General features: G+C 44.4%; 14 protein-coding genes. 4 read left to right on the top strand and 10 right to left on the bottom strand.

The window, feature by feature from the left end; translation table 11 throughout:
- Window positions 1-287: 287 nt before the first annotated feature.
- On the bottom strand, window positions 288-1,529 hold the full coding sequence (gene argJ / locus WCK19_RS08375) for a bifunctional glutamate N-acetyltransferase/amino-acid acetyltransferase ArgJ (RefSeq protein WP_342396926.1): 1,242 nt from the start codon (window positions 1,527-1,529) through the stop codon (window positions 288-290).
- A gap of 59 nt (window positions 1,530-1,588) precedes the next feature.
- Window positions 1,589-3,394: an oligoendopeptidase F gene (pepF, locus tag WCK19_RS08370; protein WP_342396925.1), complete on the bottom strand. Its 1,806-nt coding sequence runs from the start codon at window positions 3,392-3,394 to the stop codon at window positions 1,589-1,591.
- A gap of 207 nt (window positions 3,395-3,601) precedes the next feature.
- On the opposite strand from pepF, the gene WCK19_RS08365 reads away from it, so the two are divergent.
- From WCK19_RS08365 to WCK19_RS08355, 3 genes are all read left to right on the top strand, one after another.
- The gene (locus WCK19_RS08365; RefSeq protein ID WP_342396924.1) at window positions 3,602-3,748 is read left to right on the top strand and encodes a hypothetical protein; all 147 of its coding nucleotides are present in this window, start codon (window positions 3,602-3,604) and stop codon (window positions 3,746-3,748) included.
- A 124-nt stretch (window positions 3,749-3,872) separates the two neighbouring features.
- Window positions 3,873-5,417 (top strand): glycosyltransferase family 39 protein, encoded by a 1,545-nt coding sequence (locus tag WCK19_RS08360; RefSeq protein WP_342396923.1) that lies wholly within the window; start codon window positions 3,873-3,875, stop codon window positions 5,415-5,417.
- Window positions 5,418-5,435: 18 nt separating this feature from the next.
- Complete coding sequence (locus WCK19_RS08355; protein WP_342396922.1) at window positions 5,436-6,635, top strand: glycosyltransferase family 4 protein; 1,200 nt, start codon at window positions 5,436-5,438, stop codon at window positions 6,633-6,635.
- Window positions 6,636-6,640: 5 nt separating this feature from the next.
- Here WCK19_RS08355 and WCK19_RS08350 read toward each other — a convergent pair whose 3' ends face one another.
- The 8 genes from WCK19_RS08350 to WCK19_RS08315 all read right to left on the bottom strand — a co-directional run bounded on the left by WCK19_RS08350 (window position 6,641) and on the right by WCK19_RS08315 (window position 15,269).
- On the bottom strand, window positions 6,641-8,041 hold the full coding sequence (locus tag WCK19_RS08350) for an O-antigen ligase family protein (RefSeq protein WP_342396921.1): 1,401 nt from the start codon (window positions 8,039-8,041) through the stop codon (window positions 6,641-6,643).
- A gap of 163 nt (window positions 8,042-8,204) precedes the next feature.
- Window positions 8,205-9,617, bottom strand: a complete 1,413-nt coding sequence (locus WCK19_RS08345) for a hypothetical protein (protein ID WP_342396920.1) — start codon at window positions 9,615-9,617, stop codon at window positions 8,205-8,207.
- A 382-nt stretch (window positions 9,618-9,999) separates the two neighbouring features.
- Window positions 10,000-11,343, bottom strand: coding sequence for an NAD(P)/FAD-dependent oxidoreductase (locus WCK19_RS08340; protein WP_342396919.1), 1,344 nt, complete (start codon window positions 11,341-11,343; stop codon window positions 10,000-10,002).
- Window positions 11,344-11,355: 12 nt separating this feature from the next.
- Entirely contained in the window at window positions 11,356-11,721 is a 366-nt protein-coding gene (locus WCK19_RS08335; RefSeq protein WP_342396918.1) for a hypothetical protein, read from the bottom strand.
- Window positions 11,722-11,727: 6 nt separating this feature from the next.
- Window positions 11,728-12,219, bottom strand: a complete 492-nt coding sequence (locus WCK19_RS08330) for an EamA family transporter (RefSeq protein WP_342396917.1) — start codon at window positions 12,217-12,219, stop codon at window positions 11,728-11,730.
- A gap of 54 nt (window positions 12,220-12,273) precedes the next feature.
- Entirely contained in the window at window positions 12,274-13,383 is a 1,110-nt protein-coding gene (gene wecB / locus WCK19_RS08325; protein ID WP_342396916.1) for a UDP-N-acetylglucosamine 2-epimerase (non-hydrolyzing), read from the bottom strand.
- Window positions 13,384-13,389: 6 nt separating this feature from the next.
- Window positions 13,390-14,166, bottom strand: coding sequence for a glycosyltransferase family 2 protein (locus WCK19_RS08320; protein ID WP_342396915.1), 777 nt, complete (start codon window positions 14,164-14,166; stop codon window positions 13,390-13,392).
- 14 nt (window positions 14,167-14,180) lie between these two features.
- Window positions 14,181-15,269 carry a Gfo/Idh/MocA family oxidoreductase gene (locus WCK19_RS08315; protein ID WP_342396914.1) on the bottom strand — a complete coding sequence of 363 codons (1,089 nt, stop codon included), beginning with the start codon at window positions 15,267-15,269 and terminating at the stop codon, window positions 14,181-14,183.
- A gap of 608 nt (window positions 15,270-15,877) precedes the next feature.
- Between WCK19_RS08315 and WCK19_RS08310 the strand changes: the two genes are divergently transcribed.
- Window positions 15,878-20,724, top strand: a 4,847-nt coding sequence (locus WCK19_RS08310; protein ID WP_342396913.1) for a fibronectin type III domain-containing protein, incomplete at its 3' end; no start/stop codon positions are given.

Below are 20,724 nucleotides of genomic sequence, written 5' to 3'. Positions count from 1 at the left end.
AAGTCAATAAAGGTAGCGCCAAGCTAGATTTGTATTCGGACTCGCATCTAGCCGTTACAGGGTATGTGAATAGTTGTGTGTAAATAAATATGCTTCAAAAAAAGAGATGAACCAGAAAACCTAAAAACACAGACAAAACCCTAGATATTTCTCAGCATTCCCTCTATATCCCGGTTTGATAAGCCCTTGCCGTACAGATGAATGCTCTTTTCCTCAAGTTCATTTGTCCTTGTCTGGCGCTTTTTCAGAATTACTGGCTCAAACTCTCCATTTCGGTCACTTTGAGATTAAGTCTCGTATTCGCTGTTAATTACTACATACTGCTCGGTCAAATCGCAGCCCCAAGCGATTGCTTCTCCCTCGCTTCCGGTGTGCATATCCACCGTAATTATGACGTTTGGTCCCTTTAGAGCAGCTTGAGCCTCTGCTTTCTCAAATTTCTGAGGCGTACCATTCAACATTAGCGACACCTCGCCAATCCAGATGTCGGTTTTGTTGGAGTCAAAAATTGCGCCGCTGCGCCCCATTGCGGCTATAACCCGCCCCCAGTTTGGGTCACTACCATAAACCGCCGATTTAAGAAGACTGCTACCGGCAGAGGTTCGAGCGGCTAATCGTGCTTCATGTTTGTTTTGCGCCCCTCTCACCCGAACTTCTATCAGTTTGGTAGCTCCCTCACCGTCTCTGGCAATTTCTTTAGCCAGATAGACCATTACCTCACGCAAAGCAGCTTTAAAGTGTTGCTCATCTTCCGTTGTTGCGCCTGCTCCAAGAGTCTCGTTTCTCGCCAACCCGTTTGCCAATAACAACACGCTATCATTTGTGCTGGTATCGCCGTCCACCGTTATAGAATTGAAGCTATCCTCCACTAGTTCACGCAACGCACTTTGCAAATATTCGTGGGTAGCGGCTGCGTCGGTGGTCAAATAGCAGAGCATCGTTGCCATATTGGGATGAATCATGCCTGCGCCTTTACACATACCGCCGATATGAACAGATTTACCATCCAATTTTAGGCGAACTACGCAACGTTTCGGGCGGGTATCGGTGGTCATAATACAAAAGGAAGCGCTTGCTCCTGCCGCCTCGCCATATTGAAGTTCAATGTTCGATACACCGGACTGGATTTTTTCTATTGGCAGTAAATGCCCAATAACTCCGGTTGAAGTTACCAGTACCAACTTTGGGTCAATGTTCAGCTTTAATGCTGCAATTCGAGTCATTTCGCGAGCATCTAACATGCCTTGTTCGCCGGTACAAGCGTTGGCAATTCCGGCGTTATAAATTACCGCTTGCGCCTGACCTCTTTTGACCACTTCTTCACACAGGAAAACTGGGGCTGCTCTTACCACGTTGGTAGTGAAAACCCCGGCGGCGACGGCTGGAACATCTGAAACCAGCAAGCCCAAATCGAGCTTTCCTGCTCCATAAGTTTTCAAACCGCAATAGGTATTACCGGAACGCCAACCGGCAGGAGCGCAGACCCCCGCCGGATGGTTAGGTAAAAAATCAAATTCAAAATCAGACATTCGTGTTTGTCTCCATAGACTTTGTTGGATTGTGAACGCTACTTTATTGCAAGCTACTACTAAACAGTTTGCAGAGACATCTGCTCAAATTTGTCCACCATATCGGCAAAATGGTCAAGCGCTTGTTGTACCGGACGTGGTGTAGTCATATCCACTCCTGCTAACTTTAGCAAATCGGTTGGATATTTGCTAGAACCACTTTTGAGGAACTGTAAATAACGCGCTACCGCGGGTTCGCCTTCTTCTATAATCTGTTTTGAAAGTGCAGCAGCGGCTGAAATTCCGGTAGAATATTGGTAAACATAGAAAGCGCGATAGAAATGGGGAATACGTGACCACTCGTAAGCTATTTCTTCATCCACTACTGTTTCTGCGCCGTAATACTTGACATTCAATTCCTTATAAATGCTATTGAGCAAATCAGGTGTAAGGGCTTCGCCTTCCTCAGCGCGTCGGTGCGTTTCGTATTCAAATTCAGCAAACATGGTTTGCCGGAATAGAGTGGTGCGAAATTTTTCCAATTCGGCGTTAATCAGATACATACGCAGCGCCGAATCAGTGGTTTGCTCTAGCAAGTGGTCAGTCAGCAACGCTTCATTAGTGATAGAAGCTACTTCAGCTACAAACAGGCTATAATTGGCATAGGGAAAAGGCTGGTTTTTGTTGGTGTAGAAAGAGTGCATGGAATGACCGAGTTCATGTGCCAAGGTGTACATACCATCCAGATTGTTCTGGTAATTTAACAGGATAAACGGCTGAGTTGTATAACTGCCGCTGCTGTAAGCGCCGCTGGATTTTCCCGGAGTCTCGTAAACATCTATCCAGCGCGAGTTTATACCCATTGCCATTTCGCGCACATACGTTTCTCCCAACCTATTCAACCCTTTGACTACCGTTTCGACTGCTTCTTCGTAGGGGATTTTACGATCTGCTTGGGCGACCAACGGCACATACAGGTCGAACATATGCAAATCATCTAGCCCTAGCATGCGTTTACGTACTCGTAAATAGCGGTGAAGCGTGGGCAGATTTTTATTTACCGTTTCCAGCAAGTTTGAATAAACTTCAAGCGGTACGTTTAACGGTTTCAGACTGGCTTCAAGGCTGCTTTTATAGCCGCGCACTTTTGCTCCAAAAATATCCGCTTTAACGGAGGTGGCATAGACTGAAGCAAGCGTGTTACTATATTTCGCGTAGGTAGCATATAGGGTTTTGAAAGCATCCTGCCGAACTCTGCGGTTCTGGCTTTCGAGATAGCTGATATAACGACCGTGAGTTACTTCTACCTCTTCATCTTTCTCGTTCAAAATAGTGCCGAACTTGAAGTCAGCATCGGTCAGCATATCGTAGATGTTACTTGGTCCACTCATAACTTCCCAAGTTTGAGCTAATACTTCTTCAACTTCGGCAGAGCGCGTATGCTGCTTCATTTTCATTATCTGTTCCAATGCAAAGCGATATAGCTCTAGCTGAGGCTCTTGCTTGAAGAACTCCGCCAATTTTTCATCGGAAAGTTCTACAATTTCGGGGGTTATGAAAGATGCGGCTGCGCCAAGTTGCGACCATAAGCCCATCGCCCGATCGTATAATGCTTGGTAGGGGGTGTTAGTGGTGTCTTCATCCCGGCGCATGTGTGCATAAACCCCCACTTGCTCCATTTGAAGCATAAGCTTATCCTGTCTTTGTAGGCAAGAAAACAAAACTTTGCCTGATTCGCCCAATTTGCCTTTGAAGGCTTCCAGACCGGGTAAGCTTTCGGCTACTGCAATAAAATCCTTTTCCCAATCAGCCTCAGTAGCATAAATGCTTTCCAGATTCCACTTATATTTCTCATCTATTTCGGCGCGTTTGGATAGAGTTTGCATATTAATCTATATTCCCTTTCAATTAGACCAATCTTTCTTTACAGGAAAATGTAATGGGTATTATAGCTTATTTTCGCGCTTTTTAGGGCAAAAGCAAAAAGCGGCATGTTATTTTATATTTCCTCTCCTTGCCACCTTACAGAAAAGAAGTTCTAGGGAGAATAGGTGATTGGCGCTCCCCAATTAGACAAAGAAAGGATTACCCCAATGAGTGACAATTACCGTCGCTATAGCGCCATAAAAGCCGGAATGCTGCAATTTTTCGAGAAAGCTCCACAGATAGGCAAGCATAGTAAGTACCTTAACATGTTAATAGCGATGGTTAGTGGGTTGGGTGGCATATCCCATAAGTGATGATATTGGGTAATGAAAAATAATTCATGGCTTCTTATTATCAATTCACTATCTACTAATTAGAATTAATTTGAATTAACCTAGTTATCATAAACAGAAGACTTACGGGATAAAGTAGGCGAGTGTGCAAACCATAACAAAAACCGCCACATCTGACATAACAATACCAAAGTATCTATCCAGCATAATATCTATAGTCGGTATAGGTATATTTCTATGTCTGGTTTTGCTAAATCTTGAATACAGTCCAGTACCTTGGTTTGATGAGGGCGAGCATCTGCGTGTGCCAAAAACGCTAGTTGAGCATGGACAATACGCGGTCTGGACTTCTGACGGTTATAGATACTTTGGACCAACTATTGGGGTGGGACCAACTGTATTGCTACCGATAGCGCTCTCTTTCAAACTCTTTGGAGTTGGTTTGGTGCAAGGCAGGCTGGTAATTGTTCTCTATTTATTGTTAGCAACCGCGCTCTACTGGCTATATGTGAGATGTTTTGTGGCAGCTTTACCGGGCGTATTGGCGTTATTAATGCTGTGTACCTCACCCGGAATTGATTTTATCAGACTTGGTAGGCAAGGGTTGGGAGAGATACCCGCGCTGGCATTCTTTCTGGGCGGGTTATTGTTGTGGTGTAGGTTGGTGGAACGGGGCTATTCTCTCAGGCTATTGTCAGGGGCAAGCCTTCTATGGGGGTTGGCAACTATTACTAAAAGCAATTACGGTTTGTTGCTACCTCCGGTATTTGTAATTGCTTGGTTGGCAAACCGCTATTATTTTCGGGTAGCCGGTTTAGGTTGGAAGATTTTTGCTGTTCCGCTTGTTACGGTGATTGGCGCATTGGGTGTATGGTATCTAATCGTTCTTTATTTTCTTGGCGGAGGCGATTTCGCTTCTAACCTCGACATGCTAAAAACCGCATCAGGTGGTAGTGCCTTTGTTTTATCTCTATCCCGCATGAAAAGCGCTCTTTATTTCTTGGTTGAACCGAATGCGCTGTGGTGTACGCTTGTGCCGGGCATCTTGTACAGCTTATGGTTGGCGCGTACTAAAACTGCAACTAGCTTTAGTTTGTTTTCCCCTTTGCTTTGTGCCATTGTTTGGTTGGTTTGGTTTGGGTTTGCCTCAATTGGATGGGAGCGTTATGCTTTTCCTGCTCTGGTACTTTGCAGTTTGTTTTCTGCCCGGTTGGTTTGGGATGCACCCGCTTTATTAGCAACTCTTCTCAAAAAGCAAGCTATTAAAACCCCTATAGCTCTTTTACTTGGAGTTATTTTTGCTTTGTTATTCAGCCTCAACTTAGTAAAAATTTCTACCGAAACCCTGAAGGTTGATGATAGCGCACAAAGACTCACTGCTTATTTAAATCAAAATGTACCTAATAGCGTAGTAATTGAGACGTGGGAGTCAGAGATGGGATTTCTGACAAACCATCGTTATCATTCCCCACCCCCAGAATTACTGGATAAAGCCGTTCGGATTATGTGGCTAGGCGCACCCGGTACGGTTGCCCAACAGTACGATACAAATAACCTTGCAGCAGCTTATCTGATTGATGGAGCTTTTTCCAACTGGAACGGGTTGTACATTGCGCTAATTAATTCCGGCAAATTCGTTAAAGTCGCTGACTTCGGAAAATATACGCTTTATAAAAAACGAGCTGAGTAATTTTGAGGTCTGGTTATTATGAGATTAGTATTCTTGTCGCGCTGGCTACCCTACCCGCCTTCTAACGGAAGTAAATTGCGTATATTTAATCTATTGAAGCAGCTATCAGCCAGAGGTTATGAGATTCATTTACTGACTTTCTATGAAGATGGTGATGCAATTAATGAAGCAATTCCAAATTTAAAAGAATTTTGCAGTGAGGTGGAATGTATTCCTTACAAGCCTTATCGCCCCACCAGTTTGAAAGCTCTTGCCGGTTTCTTTTCTTTTCGCCCCCGCTCTTTGGTAGCGACTTATCAGCCTCAAATGGCGATACATCTTAAAGCAATCCTAAATGCTCATCTTGCCGACCTGGTACTGGCAAGCCAGCTAGATATGGCAAATTACGGTTTATTAGCCACAAAATACAAAGTCCCCTGTTTCCTGGAAGAACTTGAAATTGGCGCAATTCACCAGTTTAACGGGGATATAAAGCTGAGAACTCGCCTACGTAATAAGCTAACTTGGGTTAAATACTCAAAATATATAGGCTATTTGGGACAACATTATAAAGGAATCTCGGTTGTCTCAGAGTCTGAAAAAGAGCTAATAGAACCTTTCGCTCACAATACTCCATTACATGTACTTCCCAATGGGGTTGATGTAGCAGCTTACCAATTCCGAGCCTATAACGCGACTACAAGGAAAAAGCAACTTATTTTCAATGGAGCCTTGACCTTTAACCGAAATTATGAGGCAGTTGCCTATTTTCTGTCTGAGGTCTTTCCCAAAATCAGGGGTAGAGAGGGCGATATTGAATTGTTCGTAACCGGGAAAAATAGTGGGGTAAATTTACAGGAGTTAAGCTCAACTTTGAAGGGAGTTACCTTTACCGGATTCTTGGATGATATACAGCCCCTTATGGTAGAAAGCGCGGTATGTGTAGCGTCGATTCTTTCAGGAGGTGGAACACGCTTGAAAATTCTGGAAGCCTTTGCGCTTGGAACCCCTGTTGTGTCAACCTCAAAGGGTGCCGAAGGACTGGATGTAGTTAATGGCACACACCTGCTAATCGCCGATAACCCATCCGATTTTGTCACGGCGGTTTCAACGCTGCTGCATACCCCTGAATTGGCAGCTAGTTTAGCCTTGAATGCTCGCAAATTGGTTGAAGAGAAATATTGCTGGAATCTTATAGCCGAAAACTTGGACAGAATACTAAAAGAACTTGCCTTTTAGAAGGGTTATTCACCCGGTTTTGTACGCGCTTTCCGCGCTATCTGCCCTAATGCCAATGCCAAACCAGAAAAAACCCAGTTATAGGCAGTATAATTAAACCCGCTAATTGTTTGGTTATACGCAAAAGGAATTACCCAGTCCCCCAACCACATTCCTATCATCATGCCAATTGACCCGGCAAATGCTCCAATAGTAAAGGCATGCTCAAATGAGCCTTTTTGTTGCAAGGCGGCAGATTTCCATAACTCTTTTATAAGGCTAAAACACAACCATAAGAAAATACCAAGCCCTATGAGACCATATTGCAATAACATGTCGAGGTAATTATTGTGGGTGGATAAAGAAAGGTCTCTAAAATAAACCATATAATAATTCCCATATCCGGCGGGACCTGTACCTAATAATGGATGGTCTTGAGAAACTTGAAATGCTTGATTCCAAAGGTTCTGCCGACTGGTTTCGCCTGACAAAGTTCCTTCTTTTTCCTTTTGTACAACGGTGGCATCATAGATGGTTTGGTAATTTATCGCAATTAATATTGCAGATGCTAAGAGAAAGAAAAAGAATAGCTTGCGAGAATACAGGAATAATATAACTAACATTGCCATTAACGCCGGTAGCCAACCTGAAATACGCACTAGAGTAACTACAAACAAACGAAATAACCAGCCACCAAGACACAGAATTATGAAGAAGCGTTGCCATTTGCCCAGATTCCTAGCATAGAAAAGCATCGCCAGCGAGAGTGTACACATCCAGAGCGGGAAAAGACCACCTGAGTTGAAAACCCGTGATAATGTAGCCAAACTGATTTCGTTAGTGTCCGCCGATGCTTTAGCAAAAAATACCTCGTACGTATAGAATGGCAAGTAAAACAGGCTGCCAGCTACTGCTAACCCGTAACAGATTTTGACCAGCTTATTGTTTTTTATAAGATTGATGCACAAAATAGGTATTGTTATCGAGGCTATGGTCACTCCGACTGTACCTAGCTGAACTTTTTCGAAGCCGCTCCAAAGCACTACTTGGGGGTCAATCAGAAAGCGCGACCAAAAGGTTGAAAGAAGCAGAATAATAATGAAATATAGCACCGGCTTGTTCAAGGGAGAGCGGATAAAGCGAATATCACCCTCTAATGCCATCTTTACCAGCCAAAGCCCCCCCCAGAACAAAGCAAACAGCAAACTAATTGGCAGTTTGCTGGCAGTGCCGGTGGAAAGACCGAATCTGACCCACATCATACAGAATAACAGGGCAACTATGCCAAGTTCCAATCGAGCAGATATTAGTAGAAATATAAATGGCAATACAGGCAACAATAAAAAATATGGTCTTGAAAGTAGAAAACCTGAACCCAGTAGCAATTCTACTGCAATAAAGCAGCCAAATCCCAGTAAAACTAACAAGAATCTGCCTATACGATATGTATGAGGAATTAAAAAGGCTCGTTGCATAGAAATTAAATTTGAATCAAAATTGTAGAACTATCCGCTGATTAATTATTGCAAGAAGGAATGAATAAGAGATGAAAGGGTGCAGCCGGAATGGTTGCACCCATATAAGAAACTGTTAGTTTGGAATCTTTACTCCCGTTACATCGAAATCCTTTTGGATGGCGTTGTTGGGGAACGAAACCTGCTTCATAGTTGGGGCTATGTACTGCTCCAGACAAACATTCTGGTAAGTTACCCCGTACTTAACGCTTGTTGCGCTACACTTTGCATCATTCAGCCCGGAAACAATATCCCCAAACTGGGTGGCATAAAATTTCCCCGTAGGGTGCGCTCGGAATATGTACCAAGCCGCTTCAAGTCTTCGTGTACCACCGAGTGAACCGGTCAGTTTCCAAGTTGATTGGTCGCTTGCGGTAGTGTTTTCGCCCGGCGTGTAGAATGTAGTTGCCCCACAAATTGTCCAGCCAAAATCCCATGACCATCTGGCAGTAGTAGAATACCATTGCTCACAGCCAATCCCTTGTGCTAAGGAGGTTTGATCTACCACTAGCATAATCGGTCTAACACTGCTTTCAACACCTTGCCGGCGCACTATGCGATCTGTAATCGGATCGCCCGTATTATTCCAACCTTGCCAGTGTGATACTGCTCCGCTGGAGTCTCGCGCCCACACTTCATAGGAATGGTATCTAGCAGAGTGATCTAGCGGATTGGAAGCTGCGTGTATTCTAAAATATACGTCTGTATCTCCAAACCGGGTTGAAAAACCTTTCATTGCTGCATGTTTAGCAGTGTTTTCTAAGGGAGATGTGCTGAAATGACCATGAAACATCACCATATAACCAGCGTCAGAAATCCACTTAGGCGGTTCATCCCCATGCTCATGCCCCGTGTTGCAAGGTTTACCATCTGTTCCGGTTACAACCGGAGGATGCCACATTTCGCTTGATTCACCGCACACTCCCTTATCTGTAGTTGCAGGTGGGGTAGTAGTAGCGGGTGGTAGTGCGGCATTTTTGATAATGAAATTAATGCGAGCGTTGCTGCTCTGTCCATCAGTCGAATTAGCTGTAACCAAGAGACTGTAATCCCCATCGGGAAGTTTTGTGGTATCCCAACCATTAGGCTTTCCTTGATTAGCTCCATAATAAAAATATGGCGGACTCGCTTCATTGCGACTATCCAAGCGTTTGGTACCTTGGAAAAGATCAAAAATTACTAGGCTAATAGGGCTAGAGCCGGACTGTACTTTTACCTCAATGTTGACGGTTCCTAGCAAACTTGCCCCTTCACTGACACCCACAAAACCTTCGATTACAGGCGCACCCGCACATTTAAGCGTGACTCCTTCATTGCTATTGGTAACCAGAATTTTCCCGTTATTGCAATTGACCGTAATGTTATCTCCTGCATTTAATGTTACAGGTTTAAGAGTCTGACCTGTCGCCGTCACTATTGTAATGGCTATCGCTGCCATTAATGTTAGTGCTAAGCTGCCGACTAGCAGTAAACGTTTAATATTCTTCATTTTCCCCTCAACTCCGATAAACTATGGGCATACAAAGTGCCGCAAAGTATTGATTATCTAACCTATAATTCTGTTTCTTTTTCTCAGGAGTTGTTATGTTGTCGGGCGAAATTAAATTTATAGAAGATATAGAAGAGCAGTGGCTAACCAAAAGAAAAATTACAATTATAATTGAGCAAATCATATATTCATATAATCATGCTATTATAAGTTTATATTTTTACCCGATATTTACAACAGTACAAAAGTACCGGTTTATCTGGCACTTTCACCCGGTAATATCTGGTAAATTGGTACTGCTACCTGCTTTAAGTGGCTGTAAGTAAGTCCATTATAAAAAGAGCAGGCTCTAAACCTGCTCAACTGGGGTAATAAATAAAGGTTATAGGGGGGCATGAGCGGGTGTACTTGCTTTCCCTGATAAGCGTTCTGCTAATTGTTGCGCTACTTTTCGCCCGTAAGTTGTTACAGATTGACCATTAGTTAGCTCGGGCCATATCTGGGTAGTATTTGCCAAGTAGAGGTTCTGATAGGGCGTTTGCAAAGCAGGGGCTTGCCATATCTGGTGAATGCTGTGCAAAGGTTCTACAAAACGTTCTCGCATAACTCTCGCATCAATTATCCAATTTCGTTCAAATTGTGGAAACATAGCTTGTAATTCGGATAAGAACTTTTCCTTTACCTCCTCATCGCTCATACCCGTAAGCGGGTTGGTCGCCATCAAGTATTTTGGCAAATATACCAAATGGTTATCAGCTACATATTGCGGGTCAATCATCGTGGTAGTTTCAATAACAGCCGTAAAAGGTATTCGAGTATCGGTTATATTCAGGGTGTAGTAGGGAATAAGCGAACGATTAAGCGCCAATAGCAAACACACAATGCCTAGATAGGGTATATCCTCTAGCGATTGGCGATATTCAAGGCTGGCATTTGGCAATAACTTACTGATTATTTGGGACGGGGTTGTGGCAATTACTAAATCAAATTCTTCAAACCCCTCCGCAGTTTTCAGCCCACGAACTTCATTACTCTCTAGCACGATTTCGTTAACAATTGCTCCTGTTAGAATTCGCCCACCGCGTACCGTTATTGCACGTGCCATAGCGTCAACTAGCGTCTGATAACCCCCGATAATATGCCCGCTTAATTCTTTAGCGGTTTTCTTGTCGCGAGTTGAAGTTACCCGTACAAGGCGCGACCAAATGTAGGTAGCCGGTACTTCTCCGAACTCCCCGTCAAATTTTGCGTTTAATAAAGGTTTCCAGATATTCTCGTAGGTGCGCCTACCTCCCAGCCTTACCAGCCATTTCTCAACACTTAGTCGCTCAAGGGGTGTCCAATTTTTGATGAAAAGACGACAATGCACGATTGTATATGCCAGCCTTAAACGGTCAATTAATTTCAAAGGCGGAAACTTCAACAATTCCAAAGGGCTGGTCATTGGGTAGAGCTTGCCCGCGTGATAAAAGCCCTGTTTGGTTTCGGTAAAGCGCATTTTGTCGCTCAAGCCCACTTCGTCAATTAATTGCAAAACATCGCGGTCGCTATTGAGTATGCAATGGTAAAAGCGATCCACTTCCGCCTCTGCAAAAGGCATTGAACCGGCAACTCCCCCTAACTGGTTTGCTCCTTCAAACAAATTAACCTGATAGTCTGCACGCTTGCTTAATTCATATGCAATGCTAAGCCCTAGCAATCCCCCGCCGATAACCGCAACTTTCATCTGTGTTACTCCTTAACTAGCTGCTACTACCAGCACACCACAGCAAATGACCAATACTCCTGCCAAGCGCATCATGTTGATTTTTTCTCTCAATATAAAAACTGAACCAAGTGTAATTAAAACATAGCTCAAACTGGCGAAAGGATAGGTATAACTAAGTTGGGCGCGGCTAAGCGCAATCAACCAAAAAAACACACCTATACCATAAATTAATAGCCCACCCATGACATATATGTTGGTAGCAATGGATAAAACGGCAGCAGGCATGCCATTTCCACGCATTGAGAGGGGACCCATTCTGGTCATACCAATTTTCAAAACTAACTGCCCCACCACACCAAATATAGTGCTTGCCAACACCGGAAAGAAGATACTCACGCTTGTTTACTCCTCACTATAGGCTACCAACATTACGCCAAAGCAGATTAATGCCACCCCTGCAAGCCGCAGCAGATTAAGTTGTTCACCCAGAATAAAGAAGGAAGCAGCCAGAATAGCGACATAACTAAGGCTGATAAAGGGGTAGGCGTAGCTGAGCGGTACTCGGCTCAAGCCTACCAGCCAAAATAAAACGCTTCCGGCATAGATGAACGCGCCAATAATGACAAAAACATTCGTGGCAATTGCCATAAATAAGTCTATAATGCTATGTTCGGTTAGGGAGAGAGGACCGAGGTCACTCATACCCCGCTTCAAAACGAGTTGACCAACTACATTAAGGGCTACACTTATTAGCACCGGAGCAGCATGTAACAAGCGGGCATTGATAGCGCGTTCTCCGGTTTGTTTGGCAAGGGTAGCGCCACCGTTTCCAAAATCAAGCGTGCTATCATTAAGCGCGTTTCTTTTTAAGCCGGGTATATTTGATTTGAACATTTTTTCTCCCTACTAAACGCTATAAAGGCGCCTTGGAATACGCCATTTTCTTGCTCAAGATTCAAGAAATTGCTTGATAATGCCCAGTATTTTCTCGGTTACGTTCTTCGGTATTTGGATGCGGGCTTCTTGCATAGCTTCCAGATTTTCTGATTTTAGGCAAGCACGAGCAATTGCATAAGATTCAGGGTATTTGTTTCCCAGCAAAGTGGCTTTACCTGCTTCTACTAGGTAAGTCCACTCTGTTTCCTTTCGCAGGATTAGCACCGGTACGCCTAAAGCTGCTGCTTCTTCCTGCAATCCGCCAGAATCTGTTAGGGTAGCGCGAGAGCAACTAACTAGTTTTATCATGTCAAGGTAGCCCATTGGCTTTTGGCGAATAACCCGGTTGTCCAGTTCCAGCCCATATTTTTCCAACATGGCTTCTGTACGCGGGTGAATAGGGAATACCACCGGATACATCTCGGATAGAGCGTTAATGGTTTTTACTAGACCCGGCAGAACTTCAGCAGAGGTATTTTCGGCACGATGCAAGGTAAGCGCGAAGTATTCGCTTGGCTTTACACTTAATTCTGCCAGTAACTTTCGGTCTTCCGCTAGTTTTGAAGCCCGAAGGCATGCTTCTAGCCCCGTTGAGCCGACAATATGTACACTAGCTTGTTTATCACAACCTTCTGCTATGAGGTTATCCATAGCAACCGTGTCTGGGGCTAGTAATAACTTTGCTATATGGTCAATCAGCACCCGGTTTATTTCTTCCGGCATTGTACGGTTAAAGGAACGACAACCTGCTTCGAGATGCAAGACAGGGATTCCGAGTTTCACTGCTGCTAACGCCCCAGCCAACGTTGTGTTGGTATCGCCCTGTACAATTACCAACGCGGGTTTCTCGGTTTCCAGTATCGGTTCGAGACCAGACAGCATACGGGCAGTTTGTTCACCTGCTCCCAATCCTGCTGCGCCCGCTTTAATTTTATAATCCGGTTCCGGTAATTGTAGCTCCTCAAAAAAGCGAGCATCCATTTCATAAGAATAGTGCTGCCCGGAATGCACCAATACCGAGCGCTTGCAGCTTTCGGTTAAGCGGGGTATGAGCGGAGAAAGTTTGATTATCTCAGGGCGTGTACCCAGAAAAGTCAGAATTGTAGAAGAAGCGCTGCTCATAAAAACTCAGCCTCTTTGCTCAGCCAGAAATGCGCCTTGTTGAAGTCCTATCAGGCGTTTGATACGATATGCCAGCACTTGCCCTTGAAAATTGAGATGTGAACGGGTGATACGTACCAATTTGGCTTTGGATTGTCCGTAGCGACGCACCCTCAACCGGCATGGATGTTCCGCTACCTTCGCTCCACTTAGCATTGCCCGTACCAATATCTCAGTCACGCCTAGGAAACCGTTACTTTCATGACGGCTTTTTTCAAGCACAGGGCGGCGATAAGCACGGAACATGCTGGTATAGGTATGCAAGCGCGGATTGACTAGTATTCGGTAGAGCAGCGAAGCTCCCTTACTCAGGAAGATACGGTAGCCCGGTACATTATCAATCCCGCCTTGTGGATGGTAAGGAGAAGCGGTTACAATATCTACTTCGGGCGTAAGACGCTCTAGCATTAGCTCAATTTCGGTGAAAGGGTAGGTGGCATCGCTGTCGGTAGAAAGAATCACATCACCGCTCGCTGCCTCAAAACCCGTTCGCAGGGCTGCGCCAAGTCCTTTATTTACCCCATGCCGTATCAGCTTTACATGCTCACGGTTGCCGAATTCGGTTTCTAATAAACGAGCGGTATTATCTGTACTACCGTCATCCACAAATATGATTTCCACATGTTGCCACTGTCTGTTTTTCGACAACCTGTCCACCACCGGCAGCAGGTCTGTTTCCAAACCCGGTACGTTGTCTGCTTCGTTATAGCAGGGAATTACAATGGAAAGAATGGATGACTTCACTTTGCACTCTCCTTCTAATTACCCGCACTTAAAGACGAGGTGTTCATACGCAATATGGGATTACCTGAAATTCGCAAATGTTGCCAGAACTCTTGGGCATGCAACGCGACATTTTTCGTGGCACGGGCATTTTCAGACGTTTCCAGAATCTTGCGTTTGATTTCTAGCGCCAGTGCCAATGCTGCCAAACCATCCTGTCCGGTAACTTCCGGTTTTTTTCCGGTGCGAATAGACTGGATAAAATCATTTAATTCCAGTTGGAGCGGCTCAGACGAAGGTACAAAGATTCGTTCGATGAAACCTTCCTGACGATATTTAGGCGATTCCTGATTGCTATAAAAAGGTACAAAACGGCGGTGAATTGAAATAGATTTATGCAGCAAATCGGTTTCGATGTAGGATTCGGAAGTTGTCAACTCTATAGCTCGCACCTTTTGCTGAGTGACCCGTGAAGCAGCGAGGCTGATTACTGGTCCATCATGATAATAGAGCGTAGCAACAGCATGATCGATGGTTGAGGTGAAAACAGAGCGTCCAAAAGTTTCAATCGCATCCGGCACCCGACCTAGCATTTTTAAGACAAGATCAAGGTCATGTATCATCAAATCCGAAACGACATCTACGTCAGTCTGGCTAGTATCAAACGGACTTAGCCGCCTGATATTAATTGCAACCGCTTCTTCGGATTGGCGCGAAATTAACAAGCTTTGCAGTTCTGAAAAGGCTGGATTGTACCGCTCGATATGCCCGACCATCAAGATTTTCTTCCGCTCTTCTGCCAACTCAACAAGGCTTTGAGCTTGTTCTACAGTCAGAGCGATAGGTTTTTCGATGAAAAGGTGCTTGCCCTGTGCGAGGCATTCCATACCTATTGGGAAATGTCCGGGCGTGGTAGTTGCAATACTGACGGCATCCACCTTCTCTAGCATGTCGTGAAAATCCGAATAGTACGGAACCTCATACTTTTCCTGAATTAGATGCCCACGCTCCTCCAGCAAATCACTTACTCCCATAAAATTAACTTGCGCCATGGAATTGAAAACGCGACAATGCCGTTCGCCCATATTACCTAAACCTATTACACCAACTCTTATTTTGTCCATTTTTGCCTGCTTTTCTGAAAAAGTGGTTTCCATTGCGGACACAGGAGAGCGAGGAGTAAAATCTCAGTGAAAATCCTCTCTCTCCTTTTCAACAAAGTTTATTGTTTCTCAATGAGAAGGTCGTGAAACAAAACCGACCAACTATGAAGATATTTTAAGAGCTTTCTTGAGGCTGCCTACTTTTATGAGGTTAATCAAACTAATGAAAGCCTGTTAACATCTGCATTTTTCGATTTCACCACCTTTTAACTGCTTAATTTGATAATAGAAGTCATACTATCGGCTTAGTTTTTATATTGTTATTCATTTTGATTTGTCTTTTTTTCAAAGGACAAACCAGCGCTGGAATTATCAATAAATGGGCAAGAGAACCAAAAGACAATCTGATATTTCGATTTCTCGTTTAATATTTAGACTACCCCGAAAAAGCCTCCTATCACGATTTCCAAACATAGATAGCGTCAGCCAATTTTCTTTGCAACACTACTTTTCAATGGGCAACAGACGGACGCAGCCTCATTTTTGAAAGCTATCAAACAGGGACGCGACCAGTGATGAATTTTCAGAAATTCGATTTAAATAGCAAATTCAAAGAAAGCGAAAGTCTTATGAACAGAAATTCGGTCTCGGTAAAGCAATTATTCAATGTCATAATGGCTATGTTTTTACTTGCACAACTGCTATTGCCAGTAATGAATGTTAGCGCACAATCCCCCGGATTATCGGCAGTAAATAACACATCCCCGATTGTAGCTGCTCCAGTTGCTGCGACTAATACTGCTCCAGTTTTGCTTGTTTATAACGATGCTTATACTTCTAACAAATTCGGGCGGTATCTTGGCGAAATAATGAATGCTGAAGGGTTTAATCTGTTTGATACTACCCAACTGGTTAGCGTTACTACCGGATTATTATCGGGTTATGATACCGTAGTGTTAGCTGAAACCACTTTATCTGCGTTACAGGCTTCAATTTTCACCGCGTATGTGGAAACCGGTGGCAATCTTATAGCTATGCGCCCTGATGCACAGTTAGCTTCAGTTTTTGGGTTAGGTTTATCCAACGGCACTCTTAATAATGCTTATGTTGCCATTCAGACTAACAATACTTATGGACAGGGCTTTCCTAGCGATAGCTTCCAGACTCATTCCACTGCTACTACTTATAATGCGGCAACGGCGCAAATAGTAGCGTTGTTATACAGCGATGCCACTTCTGCTACATCCTATCCGGCTGTAACTGTTAATAACTATGGCAACGGTAAGGCAGCGGCTTTTACTTATGATGTGGCTAAAGCTGTGACTTACATAAGGCAGGGCAACCCTAGCCAAACTAATGTGGATGCGGATGGTGATGGGGCAATCCGCATCACTGACATGTATTACAATTGGATTGACCTAAATAAAATGCCCTTGCCGCAAGCTGACCTTCATCAACGCTTGTTTGGGCGCATTCTTAGCCAGCTTAACGCCTCCAAAAAGCCCTTACCGCGTATGTGGTATTTCCCGAACGGAAAAAATACTACTCTGGCTCTAACTAGCGATGCACACGCTAACCCCGATAGTTACTATTCTAATTTAATTTCAGCCTTAAATGCTTACACCGCTACTACAACTTTTTATGTGGCACAAGCTGGTCAACCTGACCCCGCTAACGTTGCTTTATGGCAAACACAGGGTTCAACCTTCTCTACGCATCCTGATAATCCCTTGAGTACCAGTTATGATAGGGTGGATTCATGGTTTGATTTCAGATACGGCACACGTACCAGCCAAACTGTTCGCATTCATATGGTACAGTGGCAGGGTTGGACAGATGCGGCTACGACTGGAGCCGCTCACGGTTATCTAATGGATTATTCTCCCTACCGCTATGGCAAATGGTTAAAGAAGCCCGATAATACTTGGGCGCGGGGTTATATGACCGGTAGTGGTTTGCCTATGAAGTATATAGATATAAACGGTCAGATTATAGATTATTATGGTCAATATACCGAAATAACCGATGACCAGCTGAGTTGGCAAGGTTCGCCGGAATCATTGAGCGATGCACAATCTTATGTAGTTGCTAAACAAGCAATAGATAGTAGCGAAAATGGCAATTATCAGGCAATTGCTTACCAACTTCATGTCGATAACAATGGATTGCCGGCATGGGAGGGAAATTCGCTCGGCTATGCCCGAAGTTTGGGCATACCGATTCTGAACGCTGACCAATGGCTGGATTTTACTAACAACCGTTATAACAGTTCTTTTTCAGCCGTTAAGTGGACTTCTAACAGTCTATCGTTCTCAGTAAGCGTTCCGCCCACGCAAACCATGCAAACAGTCGTAGTCCCGGCTTCACTTTCTTTTGGAAATCTTGGTTCTCTTACCGTTAATGGTACAAACTATAGCTATACTACAAAGAGCATCAACAGTGAAAAGCTTGCCTTTGTGACAGTACCGGGCGGTACTTCCAATATTGTAGCTAACTATTCGCCCATTACAAGTGTTCCTGTGATTTCCAATATAGTAGCTACGCCTATTCCTTCTAACGCACAAATTAGCTGGAATACCAATGTAAGTACCAATGCTACGGTTAAATACGGCACTTCAAGTTCTGCTCTTAGCAGCGTTGTTACGGATACCGCTTTCGTTACTACCCATTCCCTGAATTTAAGCGGGTTGTTAAGCGGCACAACTTATTATTATCAGGTTATAGCAACTGACCAGTTTAATAACACGGCGACAAGCGCGGTTACAAGTTTTGTGACTCCAGCAGGTCAACTTGTTCAGAATACCTATAGCCAGTTTGCAGGTGGTAGCGGCTCTAATACTGTTGCTACTGCCTATGGTCAGGGAGAAGTAAAGCTCTTATCTCCACTGGAAGATACATTTAATGCTACCAGTCTTGATGCTGCTGTATGGAATAGTGGGGCTTGGATAACAGGGGGTAGCGCTGGAAACATTGCCGGAAATCTCAACCTTTCGGGCGCATTTGTAAATTCTAAAACCAGTTTCCCTCTAGTGGGGCTAAATCTTGAAGCGAAAATCAAATTTGCGCCCGGTGTTGCCAACCAGCATTTCGGACCATCTCTCGATTTGGGAAGCAATTGGGCTATATTTAGCGTACCCGGTTATGATACTAACAACCTTTATGCCAGAACCAATATTGGAGGCACTTACACTGAAACCTTGCTTCAGGGTGTTGACTTGAGCCTTTCCCACGTTGTGCAAATGAAGATTAATGCTACCCAGATTCAATATTTTGTGGATGGGGTGCTGTTAGCCACTCATTCTGCAAATATTAGCGGAAGCATACCGATATGGTTTTCTACCGGTAGCGCCACTAATCCGCTTCTGGTAGATTGGGTACGCATAAACAACTACTCGAATACGGGAACTTTTGTTTCTTCAACTATGGATGCGGGTGTAAAAGCTACTTGGTTGACGCTAAATTGGGCAGGAACGCTGAACGGTGGCGCTATCCAGCTTGAAACGCGCTCATCCAACGATGGCTATACATGGTCTGTATGGAGTACACCGAATAGCAGTCAGACGGTTTCGTTAGCCATACCTGATGCCCAATATTTGCAGTATCGGGCTACCTTAAATACGGCTGACCCGTCCGTTTCACCGGTATTAAGTTCGGTTACGGCAAATTACAATATAGCTACTGTTTCCACGCCTTTACCGACAATTACCTCGATTAGCTCTACTAGCGCTAGTGCATCCGTTACTACTACCATTAATATTTTGGGATCTAATTATCAATCAGGAATAACAGTAAGGTTGGGAACAGTAAATTTAACTTCGAGCTATGTATCTTCATCGGCTCTAACAGCGATTGTGCCTGCCGGATTAGCGCAAGGAGTTTACAACCTGACGGTTATTAATCCGAATGGAGATAGTAGCACCTTACCTTCCGCCTTTACTGTTACTGCCCCGATTCCAGTAGCGGTAATAAACTCTAGTACCCCGTCACTGGTTACGAACACGTCTCCCATTACAGTGACCATCCAAGGTAACAACTTTATTGCGCCACTCTCTGTAGCGCTTTCGGGAAATAACATTAGCCCGATTACGATATTAAACTCAACAACCTTGCAATTCAGTTTGCCTGCCGGGTATCCTGCGGGTAATTACGATGTAGCCATAACAAATGTTGGGAACATCACTACCACGCAGCCTTCGGGCTTGACGGTGCTACCGCCAGCAATAATACAAACCACCCAAGCCGATTTTCAAGGGGGTAGCTTCAATGGCACAAACGCTACAAATCTAATAGACGGTGAGATACGTCTCAAAGCCTTATTAGAAGACAACTTCAACGGTACAACGCTGGATAGCAATTTGTGGACAACCGGAAATTGGGTGAGTGGAGGCAACGCAGTAGTAAGTGGAGGGAGTGTAAAGGTAGGAGGGGGCTACATCCAGAGCGTTGCGCCACAACCTTTGAACCGGTTGCAGGGGCGAATCAATTTTACAAATGGAAGCCCTAACCAACATTTCGGTTTCTCGCCTGACCTGATGAGTTGGTGGCTAATCTTCAGCATACCTGCGCGAGACCCGAACCATTTGTACGCGAGAACGAACTATGGTGGAGTGTTCATAGAAACACAGTTAAACACAACCCTTGACCAATATCACGATTACGAGATACTGCTGGGAACAGGGGTAGTGCAGTACAGTGTTGATGGTGTGGTAGTAGCAACTCACAACGTGAATGTGTCAACCAACAGCTATGTTTGGGTGAGTGCGTGGGAGGTTGGCGCAGGTCTATTAGCAGACAGCATAATTACAGGAGGATTTGCTTCAAGCGGAAGCTATATATCCAAAGTGTTAGATGCGGGTCAGCCAGTTAGCTGGAATCAGCTATACTGGGCACTAAACGCTAACGGTGGAAGTGTTAACCTTCAGGCTAGAACCTCAAACGATGAAGTTAGCTGGTCATCTTGGAGTACAGCGGCTAATACTAGCGGATTTGTAAATCTTACTTTACCAACAGGACGTTATTTACAATACCAACTTAATCTTGGCACTTCTGATCCGTCCAAAACTCCTGAAGTATTGAGTGTGGCAGCGATATATGGCAATTCCATTCCTAGCGTTTTAACTTCTATTGTTGTTTCGCCTGCAACCAGTAGCCTGCAAACCGGCGCTACTCAGCAGTTTACGGCACAGGCTTTTGATAGTAATAACCAGCCTATGACTGGGGTGAATTTCACTTGGTCAACTACAGGTGGAGGCACAATCAACAGTAGCGGCTTGTACACCGCGGGAACTATTACAGGCAGTTATCCCAACAGTGTAGTTGTGACAAGCGGTAGTGTTACCAGTTCCGCCAACATTACTGTAATACCTGCGCCATTGGCGCGTATCGTAGTAACCCCTGCAACCAGTAGCCTGCAAACCGGCACTACTCAGCAGTTTACGGCACAGGCTTTTGATAGTAATAACCAGCCTATGACTGG

Source organism: Candidatus Chlorohelix sp. (genome assembly GCF_037138995.1).
GTDB lineage: Bacteria > Chloroflexota > Chloroflexia > Chloroheliales > Chloroheliaceae > Chlorohelix.
The sequence above is the reverse complement of the archived record's forward strand: the minus strand, read 5'-3'. Positions and strand labels throughout refer to the sequence as shown.